We start from the raw sequence: 15,853 nt of genomic DNA, 5'->3' as shown, positions 1-15,853 counted from the left end.
AACGGCCGCCAAAATCACGAAGGTCAGTCCCACCAGGATAAAGTTCATGCCCCCATTCTGGACCATGACCCAAGATCTGGCGTATTCAGAAACATGTCAGCACCCGGTGATTACCTGGGAAGTCACTGATGCGCTTAACTACTCGTCAACCAAGTCCGGAGTGATTCGTAGCAGTCGTGAATCTCCGACGCGAAGACGTGCTCGTCGTCGGAATGGGCCAACAAGGCATCGCCGGGGCCAAAGTTCACGGCAGGAATTCCGAGCGCAGAGAATCGGGCGACGTCGGTCCACCCGTATTTGGGCTTGGGCTCCGAGCCCACCGATCGGACCAGCTCTTGCGCCAGCGGGGCGTCGAGACCCGGCCGGGCCGCGGCGGAGGTATCGACGAAATCCAACTCATATCCCCCGAACACGTCACGAACGTGATCCATGGCCTGTTCGAGGCTCTGATCCGGCGCAAAGCGATAGTTGATGTGCACCTTGCAGGAATCCGGTATGACATTTCCCGCCACACCGCCGTGAATCTGCACCGCGTTCAGGCCCTCTCGATATTCCAGCCCATCCACGAGGACGCTTCTTGGTTCGTACTGATCGAGGATCCGCAGGATATCGCTCATCCCGTGAATCGCATTGCGTCCCATCCAGGCCCGGCCAGAGTGAGCGGCGACGCCGTCGGTCGTAATCCAAAACCGCAGGGTTCCGTTGCAGCCGCCTTCAATGTGCCCGTCGGTGGGTTCCAGTAAGACCGCGAAGTCCGCGTCCGTGACCAACTCCGGCGCGGCGTCGATCAAGGCACCCAGCCCCGAAGCGTCGCTGGAGACTTCCTCGTGGTCATAGAACACGTAGGTGACGTCGCGCAGTGGCTCGACGAGGGTAGCGGCTAGCTTGAGTTGAACCGCCACGCCACCCTTCATATCGGTCGCGCCCCGTCCGTACAGCACGTCGCGTCCGTCGAGCTTGTCCCATGCCGAGGGGACGGTTCCCTTGGCCCCTTGGGTCGTGGGCAACGGCACCGTGTCCAAGTGACCGGCCAAAACGATGCGTTCGGAACGACCCAAGCTCGTCCGCGCCACGACGGTATCTCCGTGCCGGTGCACGGTCAGATGGTCTACCCCCTCCAAGGCCGACTCCACGGCGTCGGCCAGAGGTGTTTCGGCGTCGGAGACCGAATAGATGTCGAGAAGATCCGCCGTTAGGTCGGCGACGCTCTTCTCTACGTCGAGTTTCGGGGTGGGCTGCGCGGCCGTTGGGGAATCGTGAGTCATGTGAATACCTTAGGCCCCCGGCAGCCTGTGTCCCACGATGTGTCATGCCGAGGACTTTCCGTGCGGATTGACCGGTGGGCTTCGTAGAATGGCAGACATGACTAACAGCACGACCCCTGAACACGCATCCGGTCTCGGCCTGGCAACCGTGGTTGCCTCCGGCCCGAACGAAGGCACGATCCTGGAGGTCTGGTACCCAACGCCGACGTTGACCAGCGACCCCGACGATTCGGTGCGCTCGGCACTCGAAGAGGCTCAGGCCGACGACCCGGCACGCAACGTGACTCAAACCGTCGTTGAGACCTCAACGATCCTGGCGGAAGCTCCCGTGGACACGGCGGATGCCTACCTCCGGCTCCATCTCCTCTCACACCGCCTCGTCACGCCCAACTGCATTAACCTCGACGGCATTTTCGGGGCGTTGACCAACGTCGCATGGACCAACTTCGGGCCCGTGCTTGCCAGCGAATTCGAACAGGCCCGCCTCGCGCTCAGGGCCCGAGGGCACGTGACGGTCTACCAGGTCGACAAATTCCCGCGCATGGTCGACTACGTGGTCCCGAGCGGCGTCCGGATCGGCGACGCCGACAGGGTACGCCTCGGCGCGTACCTCGCCGAAGGAACCACCGTGATGCATGAAGGGTTTGTCAATTACAACGCCGGCACCCTTGGACACGCGATGGTGGAAGGCCGCATTAGCCAGGGCGTCGTCGTCGGCGATCACACCGATATTGGCGGCGGTGCTTCGATCATGGGCACCCTCTCCGGCGGCGGCAAGGAGCGCGTCAGCCTCGGTGAACGCGTGTTGCTCGGTGCGGAAGCCGGCGTGGGGATTTCCCTCGGTGACGACTGCGTGGTCGAGGCCGGCCTGTACATCACGTCCGGCACGCGTGTCACCGTCGCTACCGGCAACGACACCACCGTGGTCAAGGCATCCGAACTTTCCGGAGTGAACAACCTTCTCTTCCGCCGCAATTCGCAATCCGGCACCGTCGAAGCCATCGAGCGGGCCAGCGGTTCCGTCGAATTGAACTCCATTCTTCACGCCAACTAGGCACAAAACTTCAAGGACACACATATGAAAATCATGGTGACTGGCGGAGCCGGTTACATCGGAAGCCACACTGTCCTGGCCCTCCTCGAGGCGGGTCACGACGTCGTGGTGATGGATAACCTCTCCAATTCTTCCCGCACTTCTTTGGACAGAGTGAGTGAGCTCGCTGGCGGCAAGACCATCGAGTTCCACCAAGTGGATCTCCTCGATGCCACGGCGATGAATGACGTGTTCGCCCAGACCCGGCCAGATGCCGTCATTCACTTCGCGGGCCTCAAAGCAGTCGGTGAATCCGCGGAAAAGCCCCTGTGGTACTACAACACCAACGTCGCGGGGACCATCAACCTGTTGTACGCGATGGAACAGGTGGAATGCCGCACCATGGTGTTCTCCTCCTCGGCCACGGTTTACGGTGCCCCCGAAGAGATGCCGCTGACCGAGAAGCTGCCAATGGACGCCCAGTCGTGCTACGGCCGGACGAAGGAACATATCGAGGATATGTTGATCGACCTCGCCGCCTCTGACGCGTCGTGGAATGTGGCGCTCTTGCGGTACTTCAACCCTGTTGGCGCGCACGAGTCCGGTCGGATCGGTGAGGACCCCACGGGAGTTCCCAATAACCTTCTGCCGTTCATTGCCCAGGTGGCCGTGGGACGTCGAGAGAAATTGAAGATCTTCGGCGCCGACTACCCCACCCCTGATGGAACCGGGGTTCGTGACTACATCCACGTGGTTGACCTGGCCGAGGGACACCTTAAGGCCCTGGACTTCATTTCCAACCATGGTGGGTTGCGCACCTGGAACCTCGGAACCGGTAATGGGTATTCGGTCCTCGAGGTACGAGATGCCTTTGAGAAGGCCTCCGGTCAAGCAATCCCCTACGAGCTCGTCGACCGGCGACCGGGCGACGTCGCCGTCTCCTACGCCGACCCCTCTTCTGCCCTCGCCGACCTAGGGTGGTCAGCAACTCGCGACATCGACACGATGTGCCGTGACCACTGGCGTTGGCAACACGAGAATCCCAACGGTTACGAGGCATAACCGACGACGCCGGCCCCGGGGTTCAACGCCGGGGCCCGGTGCCGGCATTTAATGACCAAACGCCGCCGCTTTCGTGTCGACCTCCCCTGGAGGTTCACACGAATGCGGCGGCGTTTGGTCTAAGGCCACAGGCCCCGGTGGGTGCTAGGAATCGAGCCCGGGGTAGCGACGTTCCGGATGACCGGTGTAGACCTGACGCGGGCGGCCGATCTTGGTCGACGGGTCCTGCATCATCTCGCGCCACTGGGCGATCCAGCCGGGGAGGCGACCGATCGCGAAGAGGACCGTGAACATCTGCTCCGGGAACCCCATGGCCTTGTAAATGAGGCCCGTGTAGAAATCGACGTTCGGGTATAGCTTGCGTTCCACGAAGTAGTCGTCGGCGAGGGCCTTGTCTTCCAGACGCTTAGCGATGTCGAGCAATTCGTCGTCGCCGCCAAGCTTCTCCAGGATCGAGTCCGCGGTGGACTTCACGATACGGGCCCGCGGGTCGTAGTTCTTGTAGACGCGGTGTCCGAAGCCCATCAGGCGGACGCCATCCTCTTTATTTTTGACCTTCTCCATGTAGTCCTCAGGCGAGATGCCTTCCGACTGAATACGACGCAACATATTCAAGACCGCCTCGTTCGCGCCGCCGTGCTTGGGGCCGTACAAAGCATTAATCCCGGCGGAGACCGAAGCGAACATGTTGGCGTCGGACGAGCCGACCAGACGAACCGTCGACGTTGAGCAGTTCTGCTCGTGATCTGCGTGCAAGATCAGCAGGAGGTCGAGGGCCTTCGCGATCTCGGGATCGATCTCGTAATGATCCGCGGGCACCCCAAAGCACAAACGCAAGAAATTCTCGGTGTAGTTCAGGTCGTTCTGCGGGTAGAGCATCGGCTCACCCTTGGACTTCTTGAAGGCATAAGCCGCCAAGGTGGGGACCTTCGACAACAGGCGAATCGTCGAGATTTCGACTTCGCGCTCGTCGTGCGGGTCCAAAGAGTCATTATAGAACGTCGAGAGCGCCGAAACCGCGGAGGCCAAGACGGGCATTGGGTGCGCGGTCCGGGGGAAACCCGAGTAGAAGATTTTCAGGTCTTCGTGGACCATCGTGTGAGTCCGGATCAAATGATCGAACTCGGCCATCTGATCCTCGGTCGGCAGCTCCCCGTAAATCAACAGGTACGCGACCTCGACGAAGCTCGATTTTTGGGCAAGGTCCTCAATCGGATAGCCCCGGTAGCGCAGAATGCCTGCGTCGCCGTCGATGTAGGTGATGTCCGACTTGGTGTTTGCCGTATTCATAAACCCGGGGTCGTACGTCACGTAACCGCCGGTTTCAGAACGTAACTTCGCAATGTCGAAGGCACCGGTTCCGTCGGTGGGTTCGACGGCCGGGCAGTCGACACTGGTTCCAGCGAATGTAAACGTCGCTTTTTCGGTCATTTTTCCTCCCGTGTGAACGCATCCCTCGACCAGCCGAGGCTCCGGGGTTGCCCGGGCCCTGGCATAAAATCGCCGCCCGACAAACGCGGCCAGGGGCCGTGGCGTGGGCGGGGACACAGAATCTCTCCACACACCCTACCCTTTGACGACACACCGTCACGAATTAGGGTTCGGAAACGAGACGGATTTCATCCAGACGTGACCTGAAGCTACATCCGATGTCATCTTGAGCGGCCCCAGAGCCACCCCGAGAGTCAAAGGGCAGGTCACAGAGAGGACAAGCGTTCCACGGCCGCCGCGATGCGCTCATCCGTTGCGGTCAACGAAATGCGGACCATTCCCTCACCAAGCTCTCCATAGAAAACACCAGGGCCCACCACGATTCCGAGGTCGGCAAACCTGCCGACCGTCGTCCAGGTGTCCTCCCCCATGGATCCCCACAGGTACAGCCCCGCTTCGGAACCCGAGATCTTTAGGCCGTACTGCTCGACGACGGGCTTGAGAGCCTCCCGCCGGCGACGGTACGCATCCTTCTGAGCCACGACGTGAGCGTCATCCCGAAGAGCCACGGCCATGGCGTCTTGTATCGGGCGAGGCACGATCATGCCCGCGTGTTTGCGGGAATTGACGAGGTTGGCCATGATCTCGGGGTCGCCTGCCACGAAAGCGGCCCGGTATCCGGCAAGGTTGGACTGCTTAGACAGCGAGTACACGGAGAGGAGATGCTCCAAGGATCCCTCTGAGACCGCCGGATCCAAGATCGATGGAACGCGCCGGCCACCCCGGGCTTCGTCCCAATCGCCCCAACCGAGTTCGGCGTAGCATTCGTCGGAAGCCACAACGGCGCCCACCTCGCGGGCCTCGCGCACGAGTCGTCTGAGCGATTCCTCGTCGCGTACCTGACCTGTGGGGTTGCCCGGGGAATTCACCCACACGAGTCGGACCCTTGAGCGAGTCCGCTCATCCAATTCGCTGAGTTCGTCCGCTGCCACGGCCTCTGCTCCCGCGAGGGTCGCCCCGATGTCGTAGGTCGGATACGCAACGCGAGGACGAACGACGACGTCGCCCTCCCCCAACCCCAGAAGGAAGGGCAACCAGGCCACGAGCTCTTTGGAACCTACAGTCGGCATGACGCAGTTTTCGTCCAGGCCGGTTACGCCGCGTCGTCGGGCATACCATTCCGCCACGGCAAGCCGGACGTCCGTGGTTCCCTGAGTCGTAGGGTATCCGTGCGCGTCTGCTGCTTGAGCCAAGGCCTCGCGGACGAGCTGCGGCGTCGGATCCACGGGCGTTCCGATCGACACATCGACGGTTCCGCCAGGATGCTTCGCGGCACGTTCGCGGTACGGCGCGAGAGAGTTCCAAGGGTAGTCAGGAAGCGACAAGCCGAACGACGTCATGCTCTTAGACCCCTTCAGTCTTGGTTCTGCGGGGGTAACGCGGCGATAAAGGGGTGATCGTGATCGATCGCGCCCGTGCGCGCGGCACCGCCTGGCGAGCCCAAATCATCGAAAAAGTCGGCGTTGGCCGTGGTGTATTCGTCCCACTCTTCGGGGACGTCGTCCTCGTAGTAGATGGCTTCCACGGGGCACACCGGCTCACAAGCGCCACAATCCACGCACTCGTCGGGGTGGATGTACAGCGTGCGTTCCCCCTCGTAGATGCAGTCGACCGGGCATTCCTCGACGCACGCGCGGTCCTTCACATCGACGCAGGGTTGGGCAATTACATATGTCATGAAAACCTCTCATCGGCACCGGGCCGATCTCGTTGCGGTGTCTGTCGAAGGGCCCTGAGAATCCGTTGATTCACCAGTCTAGTGGTCCGTGAGGCTCCGTTCTCACGGCCGGTCCCACCACTCTAGGCCCAGGGGCTCGACGTTTGCTCGGCAATTAAGCCAGGTGACTTCGGACGACGTCGTTACCGACGGCTGCGCAAAATATGTCGGTTCGCAATCCACTCGCCGAGCAGCGTCATGGCGACGATGCCCAAAACCCACGCAATGCCCACCTGACCGATGGCGACTGATGGGTTGGGAATGACCAACAGCGAATCCGAGCGGGCGTATACGAAGAAGCCCACCAAGATGAAGGCCGATACGCCCGGGAGCACCGTCGCCCAAGCGCGGCGGGTCACGTGTGCGGTCCACACCGTGGCCGAGAGCACCAAGATCAAGGCCAAAACAAGGCCCCACGGGAGATACCAACCAGAGAAATATCCAATGGAGGCATGAAACAGGGTGCCGATAAATCCCACGATGAGGCCCAAGCTCAGACCGGTCACCGAGGAACTCACAGGACCCGCCGGTTCGCATTCACTGGGGTCTTCGTCATCGTGCGGAACACGCGCGAGCAGTCGGTAGGTCTCGCGCCCCGAAATCTTTTGTTCCACGCCATTGGAATAGTGGAACGTCATGTCTTCGCCCACCGTGACCTGCGTCTGATGCGCGGCCATGGCCAGCTTCTTGGTCGCGGCGTCTCCGTCCACCACGGCCTGCTGCCGTTCGTCGTCGGGGTCCGCTTCACCTTCCACACCCCACACCAATACGGGTAGAGCGTGCGCCGGAAGCATGTGAAGAGCCTTGATCGTGGCTTCGTGAGTGCGCCGATGATCCGGGTGTCCGTAACCGCCGTCGACGTCGTAGCTCACCACCACATCGGGGCGTAATTCCTCGATGACCTCGGCAATCGCGGCCGCGGATTCTTTCAAGCGTGCACGGGAAAGGCAGTCGTCGGCCGCGTTCGACGCGGACTCCGCGCGACCGTGTTTGCCCCACGACATTCCAGAGTCGCGGAAGAAGCCCGCGGCCCCATTCCGTCGGGCAAAACGATGCCCGCGGACGCCCAAGGCTCGACACGCATCGTTCAGCTCGCCCTCGCGGACGTGCCCGAGCTCATCGCCAGTATCGTGACTCGGTCGCGTCCTCACATCTAACCGAGCATGCTCGTCGCCGATGACCTCCCCCATTTCACCTCTGGACATGGTGAGCAATTCGACGCGGGCACCGGCCCGCGCGTAATGGCTCATCGTCGCCCCGGTCGAGGTGGATTCGTCGTCCGGGTGAGCGTGGATGAACAACATCGTCGTCCCGGCCGCCTCCGCCCCTACCGGGAGTAGGGTGCGGACGGCGTCGGGCGCAATGTATTCGCCCTGCTCAGGGTAGAACGGCTCCGGGTGGGAGCCGTGCGTCGTGGGGGTGGTCATCGGCGGGAAAGCGTGCTCGTTCTTTGGTGGTTAGTTTGCGCGGTTGCGGGCTCGGAAGGCCTTAACGCGCTCGTTGGCGTCGAGGACGACCTTGCGGATGCGGAACGCCTCGGGGGTGATCTCCACGCACTCGTCCTCGCGGGCGAATTCGAGGCATTCCTCGAGGGTCATCTTGCGCGGCGGCGTCAAGTTCTCGAAGGAATCCGCGGAAGCCGAACGCATGTTGGTCAGCTTCTTTTCCTTCGTGATGTTGACCTCCATGTCGTCCGCACGAGAGTTCTCGCCCACGATCATGCCTTCGTACACCTCGGAGGTGGGCTCCACGAAGAACGTGCCACGCTCCTGGAGGTTAATCATGGCGTACGGAGTCACCACACCGGCACGGTCGGCGATCATAGAGCCGTTGGTGCGGTACTCGATGTCGCCGGCCCAGGGCTCAAAGCCGTCGGCATACGAGTTGGAGATACCAGCGCCACGGGTTTCCGTCAGGAACTGCGTGCGGAAGCCAATGAGGCCACGGGCAGGAATTCGGAATTCCATGCGCACCCAGCCGGTGCCGTTATTGGTCATGGTTTCCATGCGGCCCTTACGTGCCGCCATGAGCTGGGTCACCGCGCCCATGAACTCGTCCGGGACGTCAATGGTCATGTACTCGATCGGCTCGTGTACCTTGCCGTCGATGATCTTGGTGACAACCTGCGGCTTACCGGCGGTCAGCTCGAAACCTTCGCGACGCATCTGCTCGACCAGAATCGCCAGGGCGAGTTCACCACGGCCCTGAACCTCCCACGCATCGGGGCGCTGGGTCGGCAAGACGCGGATCGAGACGTTACCGATCAGCTCCTTGTCGAGGCGGTCCTTCACCTGGCGCGCCGTGACCTTGGCTCCCTTAACACGGCCAGCCATGGGCGAGGTGTTGATACCGATGGTCATCGAGATCGCCGGCTCATCGACCGTAATCAACGGGAGGGGCTGCGGGTTCTCGACGTCGGTCAGGGTTTCACCAATGGTGATGTCCTCGATGCCGGCCACGGCGACGATGTCTCCGGGGTTGGCTTCCTCGGCCGGAACGCGGTCCAAAGCTTTCGTCTTGAGCAACTCGGAAATACGGACATTCTTGATCTGTCCATCCTGGCGGGCCCAGGCCACCGTCTGGCCCTTCTTCAGGGTTCCGTTGAAGACGCGCAACAAGGCGAGGCGGCCCAGGAACGGCGAGGAGTCCAAGTTGGTCACGTGGGCCTGAAGCACGCCGTTGGGATCGTACGTCGGCGCCGGAACGTGATCGACGATGGTCTTGAAGAGCGGCTCCAGATCCTCGTTTTCGGGAAGTTCGCCGTCGGCCGGCTGTTCGGTCGACGCACGGCCGGCCTTACCCGAGGCGTAGACCACGGGAACGTCCAGCACGGAGTCCAGATCGAGATCCGGCACTTCCTCGGCCAAGTCGGAAGCTAGCCCCAAGAGCAGGTCCATGGACTCGGACACGACCTCGTCGATGCGGGCATCCGGGCGGTCGACCTTATTCACCACGAGGATGACGGGCAATTTGGCAGCGAGGGCCTTGCGCAACACGAATCGGGTCTGCGGGAGCGGGCCCTCGGACGCGTCCACCAAGAGGACGACGCCGTCGACCATCGACAAACCGCGTTCGACCTCGCCGCCAAAGTCGGCGTGGCCGGGCGTATCGATGACGTTAATGGTGATCGATTCACCGTTGGCGGCCGGGCCGGAGTACTCAACGGTGGTGTTCTTCGCGAGAATGGTGATTCCCTTTTCGCGCTCCAAGTCACCGGAGTCCATCACACGATCTTCGACGTCCCCGTGCTCGGCGAACGAGTGGGTTTGTTTCAACATGGCGTCCACGATGGTGGTCTTGCCATGGTCAACGTGCGCGACGATGGCGACGTTGCGGATGTCGGAACGAGTGGCGGTGTTGGACGTTTCAGTCATACGATAAGGCTCACTTTGCTGGTGGATGGCTGGTGTGACGTGATGATGGGCCACACCACTACGCCTTTCAGGCGCGTTCAGGCGCGACCGCATAGGGCCGTTGTTAATCATAGCCACCTCGTCAAACGGAACGTGCCCGCACCGCCCATCGCTGTGGATGGAGGGAGCGGGCACGTCGAGTCGCGAAGGGTGTTATGCGGCTTCCGGCGGGATCATCAGACCCGCGCCGGGAATAGCTGCCAATAGCTTCCGCGTGTACTCGGTCTTCGGATCTTCGAAGACGGAATCCGTGGATCCGGTCTCCACCATCTTCCCCTTCTCCATGACACACACGTTGTCCGCGATTTGTCGGACCACGGCGAGGTCGTGGGTGATGAAGAGGTAGGTCAAGCCCAGTTCGGTCTGAAGTTCGGCCAGCAGGTTCAATATTTGCGCCTGCACCAGAACGTCGAGAGCGGAAACCGCCTCGTCACACACCACGAGGTCCGGATTCAAGGCGAGGGCGCGCGCGATGGCGACTCGCTGGCGTTGACCACCCGAGAGTTCATTCGGATACCTCGCCATCATGGATTGCGGCAACGAGACCTGATCCAGGAGTTCTTTGACTTTCTTTTCCCGGGAGGCCTTATTACCCACCTTGTGGACGCGAAGAGGCTCTTCGATCGTCCGAAAGATGTTGTACATGGGATCGAGCGAACCATAGGGATCCTGGAAGATCGGCTGGACGCGACGCCGGAAATCGAACATTTGCCGTCCCCGCAGGCTTGCCACATCTTTCCCATCAAAGGAAATGGTTCCACTCGTGATTTTCTCCAGACCCAAGAGCATCCGTGCCACCGTCGACTTACCGGAGCCAGACTCCCCTACCACCGCCGTCGTCGTGCCCCGTGGAATCGAGAAAGACACACCGTCCACTGCCGTGAAATCTTCGGATTTGCCCCAGGCACCCCGCAGTTTGAAGACCTTGGTGAGGTCTTTCACCTCGACGAAATCCTGCTGCAATTTCTGCTGGATTTCCGTCTTGGGATGCTCGGCCAACAGATCCTCGGCCTCGACGCCCGTTTCCTTGGCCACCTGGATACGACGCGACGCTAGGGACGGCGCCGACGCCACGAGCTTTTGGGTGTACGGGTGCTGCGGATCCCGCAGTAGTTCCAAGGCGGGACCGGCTTCGACCACACGCCCCTTGTACATCACGACGACTTTGCGAGCGCGCTCGGCGGCGAGGCCCAGGTCGTGAGTGATGAGAAGCACTGCGGTTCCGAGATCTGCCGTCATCGATTCGAGGTGATCCAAGATGGTCCGTTGGACCGTCACATCGAGGGCCGAGGTCGGTTCGTCGGCGATCAACAAACGCGGCTGGCAGGAAAGGCCAATTGCGATCAACGCACGTTGCCGCATGCCGCCAGAAAACTCGTGCGGGTACTGGCGCGCACGCTTTTCGGCGTCGGGCAAACCCGCCTGTTCGAGCACCTTCGCGACGTCTTTCGCCTCGGAGGGCAAGCCGTTGGCTTTGAGCGTCTCTTTCACCTGGAAGCCAATGCGCCATACAGGGTTGAGGTTCGACATCGGATCCTGCGGGACCATACCGATCTGATTGCCGCGGAGCTTGACCTTTTCTGGTTCGCTGAGGTGGGTGATGTCCTTGCCATCAAAAAGGATCTGCCCACTGGAGACTCGTCCATTGCTCGGAAGCAGACCGATCGCGGCAAGGGCCGACGTCGATTTGCCCGACCCGGACTCCCCCACGATGGCCACGGTTTCGCCCGGCATCACGGTGAAGTTGGAATCTTTAACCGCCTCGACGTCGCCCGTGCTGGTCGTAAAGGTAATTCCCAGATCTTTGACCTCGAGCAAAGGTTGCTGTGGTTGTTCTGTCATCGTTTACTTCTTCCGAGATTTGGGATCGAGCGCATCTCGCAGGGCATCGCCCAACATGATGAAGCTCAGGACCGTCAGGGACAAGGCCAAACCGGGCCAGAAGACCGGCAACGGATTGGAGCGGAAAGCGTCCTTTCCGTCGGAGATGTCATTTCCCCAGCTCGTGATCTCGGGTGGAAGGCCAATGCCCAGGTAGGACAGGGTCGACTCCGCGACGATGAACGTACCGAGCGAGATCGTCGCGATCACGATCACCGGAGCCATCGCGTTCGGGATGATGTGCCGAAGCAAGATCCCAAATGACGAGACGCCCAATGATCGCGCGCTCGTCACGTAGTCCGCATTCCGCACCTCGACCACGGCTCCGCGCATGATGCGCGCAACCTGAGGCCATCCCAGCAGCACCAGGATCACCACCAGAGTCCATACCCCGCGGTGCTCACGGAACACCGGAAGCTGCATGATCACCAAGGCGCCCAGAATGAGCGGCAGAGCAAAGAAGATATCTCCGAGGCGGGCGAGGATCGCATCCAACCAACCGCCAAAATATCCGGCGATGGCACCGATGATTCCGCCGATGACCACGACGCCGAGGGTCGAGAATAGGCCAACCGTCAGCGATGCTCTGGTACCGGCGATCACGCGCGAATACACGTCACAGCCTTGCGCGGTGAATCCCATAAGGTGCCCTGCGGAGCCCCGACCGTTCGAGTGTTCCAAGAGGCACTGAGCGTTGGCAGGATTTTCAGTCCAGAAAATCTGCGGGAAGAACGCAACTAGCACCGCGAGGATGATGAGGAGCATCGACACGATGAAGGTCGGTTTCTTCCGCAGTTGCCTCCAGGCATCGCGCCATAGGCTCAGTGGGGCTTGCTCTTGGGTGGTCGAGTCGGTCGCCGCGACCGGGGTTTCCTCAAGGTCGGCGACGTATCTCTCGGTCGCGATCGCCGAGGCCCCGAGATCCTTTTGATTTCCGGCCACCGCGTGCTCGGCCATCTCCGGAGTTGCACGATGACGCGCGGTCGCTTTCGGAGCCTGCTGCTCGGCCGCGTCTACTTCTGTGGGGTCAAATTTATGCATAGCGAATCCTCGGGTCGAGCCAGGCGTACAGCAAATCCACCAGGAGGTTTGCCACGCAGAAGACCAAAACCATGATCGACACGATGGAAACCACACTGGGTGCGTCGCCCAATGTGAGGGCCTTGTACAACTGAGAGCCGATGCCAGGAACGTTGAAGATGCCTTCCGTGACCACGGCGCCGCCCATGAGCGCACCAAGGTCGGCGCCCAGGAACGTCACCACGGGGATCATCGAGTTACGCAGGATATGCACGCCGACCACCCGACGACGGCTCAGTCCTTTGGCGGTCGCTGTGCGGACATAGTCGGCGTTCGCGTTCTCGGCCACGGCGGTTCGGGTCAGTCGAAGGACATAGGCGAAGGAGACGAGGCCCAACACGATGGCCGGCAGAATCAATTCACCCCAGCCAGCCGTCCCGGAAACCGTCGGCTTGACGATTCCCCACTTCACGCCCACGACGAACTGGAGCACGAAGGCCAAAACGAAGATCGGAACCGAAATGACGATCAGGGAAACGACCAGCACGGTCGAGTCAAAGAGTTTGCCCTTCTTCAATCCCGCGTAAAGCCCAAAAATCACGCCAAAAAATGCTTCGAAAATCAATGCTTCGATGGCCAATCGCGCGGTCACGGGGAATGCGCTAGCTACGATCGAGCTGACTTCGCGACCAGAGAAGTTGACTCCCAGATCACCGGTGAATAGGCCACCGAGGTAATGGAAATACTGCACAAAGAAGGGGTCATTGAGGTGGTACTTTTCGGTCAGCGCCGCGGCGACACCGGGGCTACAGCCTTTGTCGCCGCACAAAGCAGCCAGAGGGTCTCCCGGCAACATAAAGACCAAGAAATATACGAGAAGAGTTGCACCGATAAATACCGGAATTAATTGGAGGAGTCTTTTGACGAGATACCACAGCACGGCCTATCCCCTCCCCGACGTCGAAACGCCCACCTGTGGGCGCGATGGATGACTGCAGAAAATCATGGTGTACAACCTTTGAAGAATGCCGCGATGGAGGGCCGGCATGACGACCCTCCATCGCGTGCTAGATGTGCCAATGAAGGAATTCCCTTAGGAGGTCTTCTCCACGTTGTAGTACATGGGAGTTCCGTTCCATGACGACTTGACGTTCTGAACGTTCTCCGACCAACCAACGTTGGCCTGCTGGTACCAGAGCGGGATCGCCGGGAGGTCTTCGAGCAACATCGAGTCGGCCTCCTGGAATTTCTTGTGAGCCTCGGACTGGTCCTTCGCCTTGAGGCCTTCACTCAACGTGGCCTCAAACTCGGGGTTGTCGTACCGCGAGTCGTTGGAGTCAGCGCCCTTGGTAAAGATCGGCCCCATGAAGTTGTACATAGAGGGGTAATCGGCCAGCCATCCCGAACGCACGGCCCCGGTCAACTTTCCGGCAGTGGTCTCGGTGCGTAGCTCCTTGAAGGTCGCATACGACTTTCCTTCGGCCTCGATACCGAGGTTGTTCTTCAATTGGTTGGTCACGGCGTCGACCCACTTCTTGTGTCCGCCGGCGTCAGCGTTGTAGCCGATCGTGAATTTCTCAGACTTGTCGTACGGCTGAATCTTTTCGGCCTCGTCCCAGAGCTTCTTGGCCTCGTCCTTATTGAACTTGGTGTTGTCTGAATTCTGGAGGTCGTCCTTATAGCCCTCGAGCACCGGTGCCGTCAGATCGGTCGCCGGCTTCCGGGTGTTATTGAGAATCACCTTGGTGATCTCGTCACGGTCGATGGCCTTGGACAGTGCCTGACGCCGCAGTTTTCCAGCCTCTCCGCTCCAATTCTTGAGGTATTCCGGGATCGCGATGGTTTGGATGCCTGCATAGGGCTTATCCAAATTGCGGTCAGGGAGGTCATCTTTATAGGTACCCAAGTCGGTCGCGGGGATCTGCTGGAGCACGTCGAGGTTATTGGCTAGAAGGTCCTGATACGCGGTATCGGGATTCTGGTACAGCTTGAAGGTAATTCCGCCGTTTTTGGCCTTCTCGGGACCGTCGTAGTCGTCGTTCTTGACCAGATCGATTTGGGTGTTGTGTTGCCACGCACCTTGCTTGGCCATCTTGTACGGGCCGTAGCCCACGGGGTTTTCACCAAAGGCCTTGATGTCCTTAAAAGCAGACTCTGGCAACGGGGCATATGCGGTGTACCCGAGACGCTGGCCGAAGTCCGACTCGGGTGAGGAAAGCTTCACGGTGAACGTCGTATCGTCCACGACCTTCAGGCCGGACATTTTGTCCTCGGTGGCGCCTTCGGCGGAAACGGCGTCATAACCTTCGATGGGGCTAAAGAAGGACGAGGAAGCCTGTGCATTCTTGGCGGCCGCTCCAAAGTTCCAGGAATCCACAAAGCTCTTGGCCGTGACGGGCTCGCCGTTGGTGAACTTCTTGTCCTTCTTGATCTTGATGGTCCAGTTTTGCTGATCCGTGGAGTCAATGGACTCGGCGAGATCATTTTCGACCTTGCCGTTCTCGTCGTAGGAGATCAGTCCGTTGAAGATGTTTTCGACGACGACGCCGCCGCCGTTTTCGTTGGTATCGGTGGGAACCAATGGGTGCTGCGGTTCCACGCTATCCGCGGTGATGATGGCGGATGCGTCGGCCTGTCCACCGGACGAGCCGGTGCCGCCGCCACATGCGGAAAGAGCCAAGGCGGAGATAACGCCAAGGCTCGCGATCGATGAAATGCGGGAGAAGCGCATTTCGCCTCCTAGGTGATTTTTGATGGGATTCGACGAGTCGCGGCCCGACTCTCCGCAAACCTCGATACCGAGGGGTACGGATTGTGAAGCACAACACGCTTGTTGTGTAGTGTAGACCACATTTTGAAATCTCAGTTCTTTGCCTAGTCACCCAGGTATCGCCAACCATCGTGACGAGCGCCACCCCTCCGCGGGATTCCGCTCGAGTGCGCCACTCCGACACCCGGAAAAAATCTTGCG

12 protein-coding genes are annotated in these 15,853 nt (G+C 60.5%); 2 read left to right on the top strand and 10 right to left on the bottom strand.

From position 1 onward, the window contains the following. Positions 1 to 134: 134 nt before the first annotated feature. Positions 135 to 1,265, bottom strand: coding sequence for a succinyl-diaminopimelate desuccinylase (gene dapE / locus D8M21_RS02225; protein ID WP_048680445.1), 1,131 nt, complete (start codon positions 1,263 to 1,265; stop codon positions 135 to 137). Between the two features lie 88 nt (positions 1,266 to 1,353). Here dapE and dapD point away from each other — a divergent pair, with 88 nt between their 5' ends. Both dapD and galE read left to right on the top strand, forming a co-directional pair. Continuing rightward, positions 1,354 to 2,319, top strand: a complete 966-nt coding sequence (dapD, locus tag D8M21_RS02220; protein ID WP_048680448.1) for a 2,3,4,5-tetrahydropyridine-2,6-dicarboxylate N-succinyltransferase — start codon at positions 1,354 to 1,356, stop codon at positions 2,317 to 2,319. A 24-nt stretch (positions 2,320 to 2,343) separates the two neighbouring features. Continuing rightward, a complete protein-coding gene (galE, locus tag D8M21_RS02215; protein ID WP_048680451.1) occupies positions 2,344 to 3,360 on the top strand; it encodes a UDP-glucose 4-epimerase GalE in 1,017 nt (338 codons plus the stop codon). A 144-nt stretch (positions 3,361 to 3,504) separates the two neighbouring features. Here galE and D8M21_RS02210 read toward each other — a convergent pair whose 3' ends face one another. The 9 genes from D8M21_RS02210 to D8M21_RS02170 all read right to left on the bottom strand — a co-directional run bounded on the left by D8M21_RS02210 (position 3,505) and on the right by D8M21_RS02170 (position 15,613). Then, positions 3,505 to 4,791, bottom strand: a complete 1,287-nt coding sequence (locus D8M21_RS02210) for a citrate synthase (protein WP_048680454.1) — start codon at positions 4,789 to 4,791, stop codon at positions 3,505 to 3,507. A 266-nt stretch (positions 4,792 to 5,057) separates the two neighbouring features. Then, positions 5,058 to 6,191: a succinyldiaminopimelate transaminase gene (gene dapC, locus D8M21_RS02205; protein ID WP_048680456.1), complete on the bottom strand. Its 1,134-nt coding sequence runs from the start codon at positions 6,189 to 6,191 to the stop codon at positions 5,058 to 5,060. A gap of 14 nt (positions 6,192 to 6,205) precedes the next feature. Further along, a complete protein-coding gene (gene fdxA, locus D8M21_RS02200) occupies positions 6,206 to 6,529 on the bottom strand; it encodes a ferredoxin (RefSeq protein WP_048680458.1) in 324 nt (107 codons plus the stop codon). 182 nt (positions 6,530 to 6,711) lie between these two features. Beyond that, positions 6,712 to 7,995, bottom strand: a complete 1,284-nt coding sequence (locus tag D8M21_RS02195) for a PIG-L family deacetylase (RefSeq protein WP_126855620.1) — start codon at positions 7,993 to 7,995, stop codon at positions 6,712 to 6,714. 30 nt (positions 7,996 to 8,025) lie between these two features. After that, positions 8,026 to 9,942: a translational GTPase TypA gene (gene typA, locus D8M21_RS02190; RefSeq protein ID WP_048680464.1), complete on the bottom strand. Its 1,917-nt coding sequence runs from the start codon at positions 9,940 to 9,942 to the stop codon at positions 8,026 to 8,028. 192 nt (positions 9,943 to 10,134) lie between these two features. Continuing rightward, a complete protein-coding gene (locus tag D8M21_RS02185; protein ID WP_048680467.1) occupies positions 10,135 to 11,823 on the bottom strand; it encodes a dipeptide ABC transporter ATP-binding protein in 1,689 nt (562 codons plus the stop codon). A 3-nt stretch (positions 11,824 to 11,826) separates the two neighbouring features. Further along, the gene (locus D8M21_RS02180; protein ID WP_048680634.1) at positions 11,827 to 12,819 is read right to left on the bottom strand and encodes an ABC transporter permease; all 993 of its coding nucleotides are present in this window, start codon (positions 12,817 to 12,819) and stop codon (positions 11,827 to 11,829) included. Between the two features lie 76 nt (positions 12,820 to 12,895). Further along, the gene (locus D8M21_RS02175) at positions 12,896 to 13,822 is read right to left on the bottom strand and encodes an ABC transporter permease (protein ID WP_048680471.1); all 927 of its coding nucleotides are present in this window, start codon (positions 13,820 to 13,822) and stop codon (positions 12,896 to 12,898) included. Between the two features lie 153 nt (positions 13,823 to 13,975). Next, positions 13,976 to 15,613 carry a peptide ABC transporter substrate-binding protein gene (locus tag D8M21_RS02170; RefSeq protein WP_048680472.1) on the bottom strand — a complete coding sequence of 546 codons (1,638 nt, stop codon included), beginning with the start codon at positions 15,611 to 15,613 and terminating at the stop codon, positions 13,976 to 13,978. Positions 15,614 to 15,853: the final 240 nt, after the last annotated feature.

The organism is Kocuria sp. HSID16901, assembly GCF_003989425.1.
GTDB classification, from domain to species: domain Bacteria; phylum Actinomycetota; class Actinomycetes; order Actinomycetales; family Micrococcaceae; genus Rothia; species Rothia massiliensis.
This window is presented reverse-complemented; position numbering and strand designations above follow the sequence as displayed.

Excerpts from the sequence above, each read along its gene's own strand:
- fdxA (WP_048680458.1), bottom strand. The coding sequence starts at position 6,529 with ATGACATATGTAATTGCCCAACCCTGCGTCGATGTGAAGGACCGCGCG.
- dapD (WP_048680448.1), top strand. The coding sequence starts at position 1,354 with ATGGCAGACATGACTAACAGCACGACCCCTGAACACGCATCCGGTCTC.
- galE (WP_048680451.1), top strand. The coding sequence starts at position 2,344 with ATGAAAATCATGGTGACTGGCGGAGCCGGTTACATCGGAAGCCACACT.
- D8M21_RS02185 (WP_048680467.1), bottom strand. The coding sequence starts at position 11,823 with ATGACAGAACAACCACAGCAACCTTTGCTCGAGGTCAAAGATCTGGGA.
- dapE (WP_048680445.1), bottom strand. The coding sequence starts at position 1,265 with ATGACTCACGATTCCCCAACGGCCGCGCAGCCCACCCCGAAACTCGAC.
- D8M21_RS02195 (WP_126855620.1), bottom strand. The coding sequence starts at position 7,995 with ATGACCACCCCCACGACGCACGGCTCCCACCCGGAGCCGTTCTACCCT.
- D8M21_RS02210 (WP_048680454.1), bottom strand. The coding sequence starts at position 4,791 with ATGACCGAAAAAGCGACGTTTACATTCGCTGGAACCAGTGTCGACTGC.
- D8M21_RS02170 (WP_048680472.1), bottom strand. The coding sequence starts at position 15,613 with ATGCGCTTCTCCCGCATTTCATCGATCGCGAGCCTTGGCGTTATCTCC.
- D8M21_RS02180 (WP_048680634.1), bottom strand. The coding sequence starts at position 12,819 with ATGGCCGAGCACGCGGTGGCCGGAAATCAAAAGGATCTCGGGGCCTCG.
- dapC (WP_048680456.1), bottom strand. The coding sequence starts at position 6,191 with ATGACGTCGTTCGGCTTGTCGCTTCCTGACTACCCTTGGAACTCTCTC.
- typA (WP_048680464.1), bottom strand. The coding sequence starts at position 9,942 with ATGACTGAAACGTCCAACACCGCCACTCGTTCCGACATCCGCAACGTC.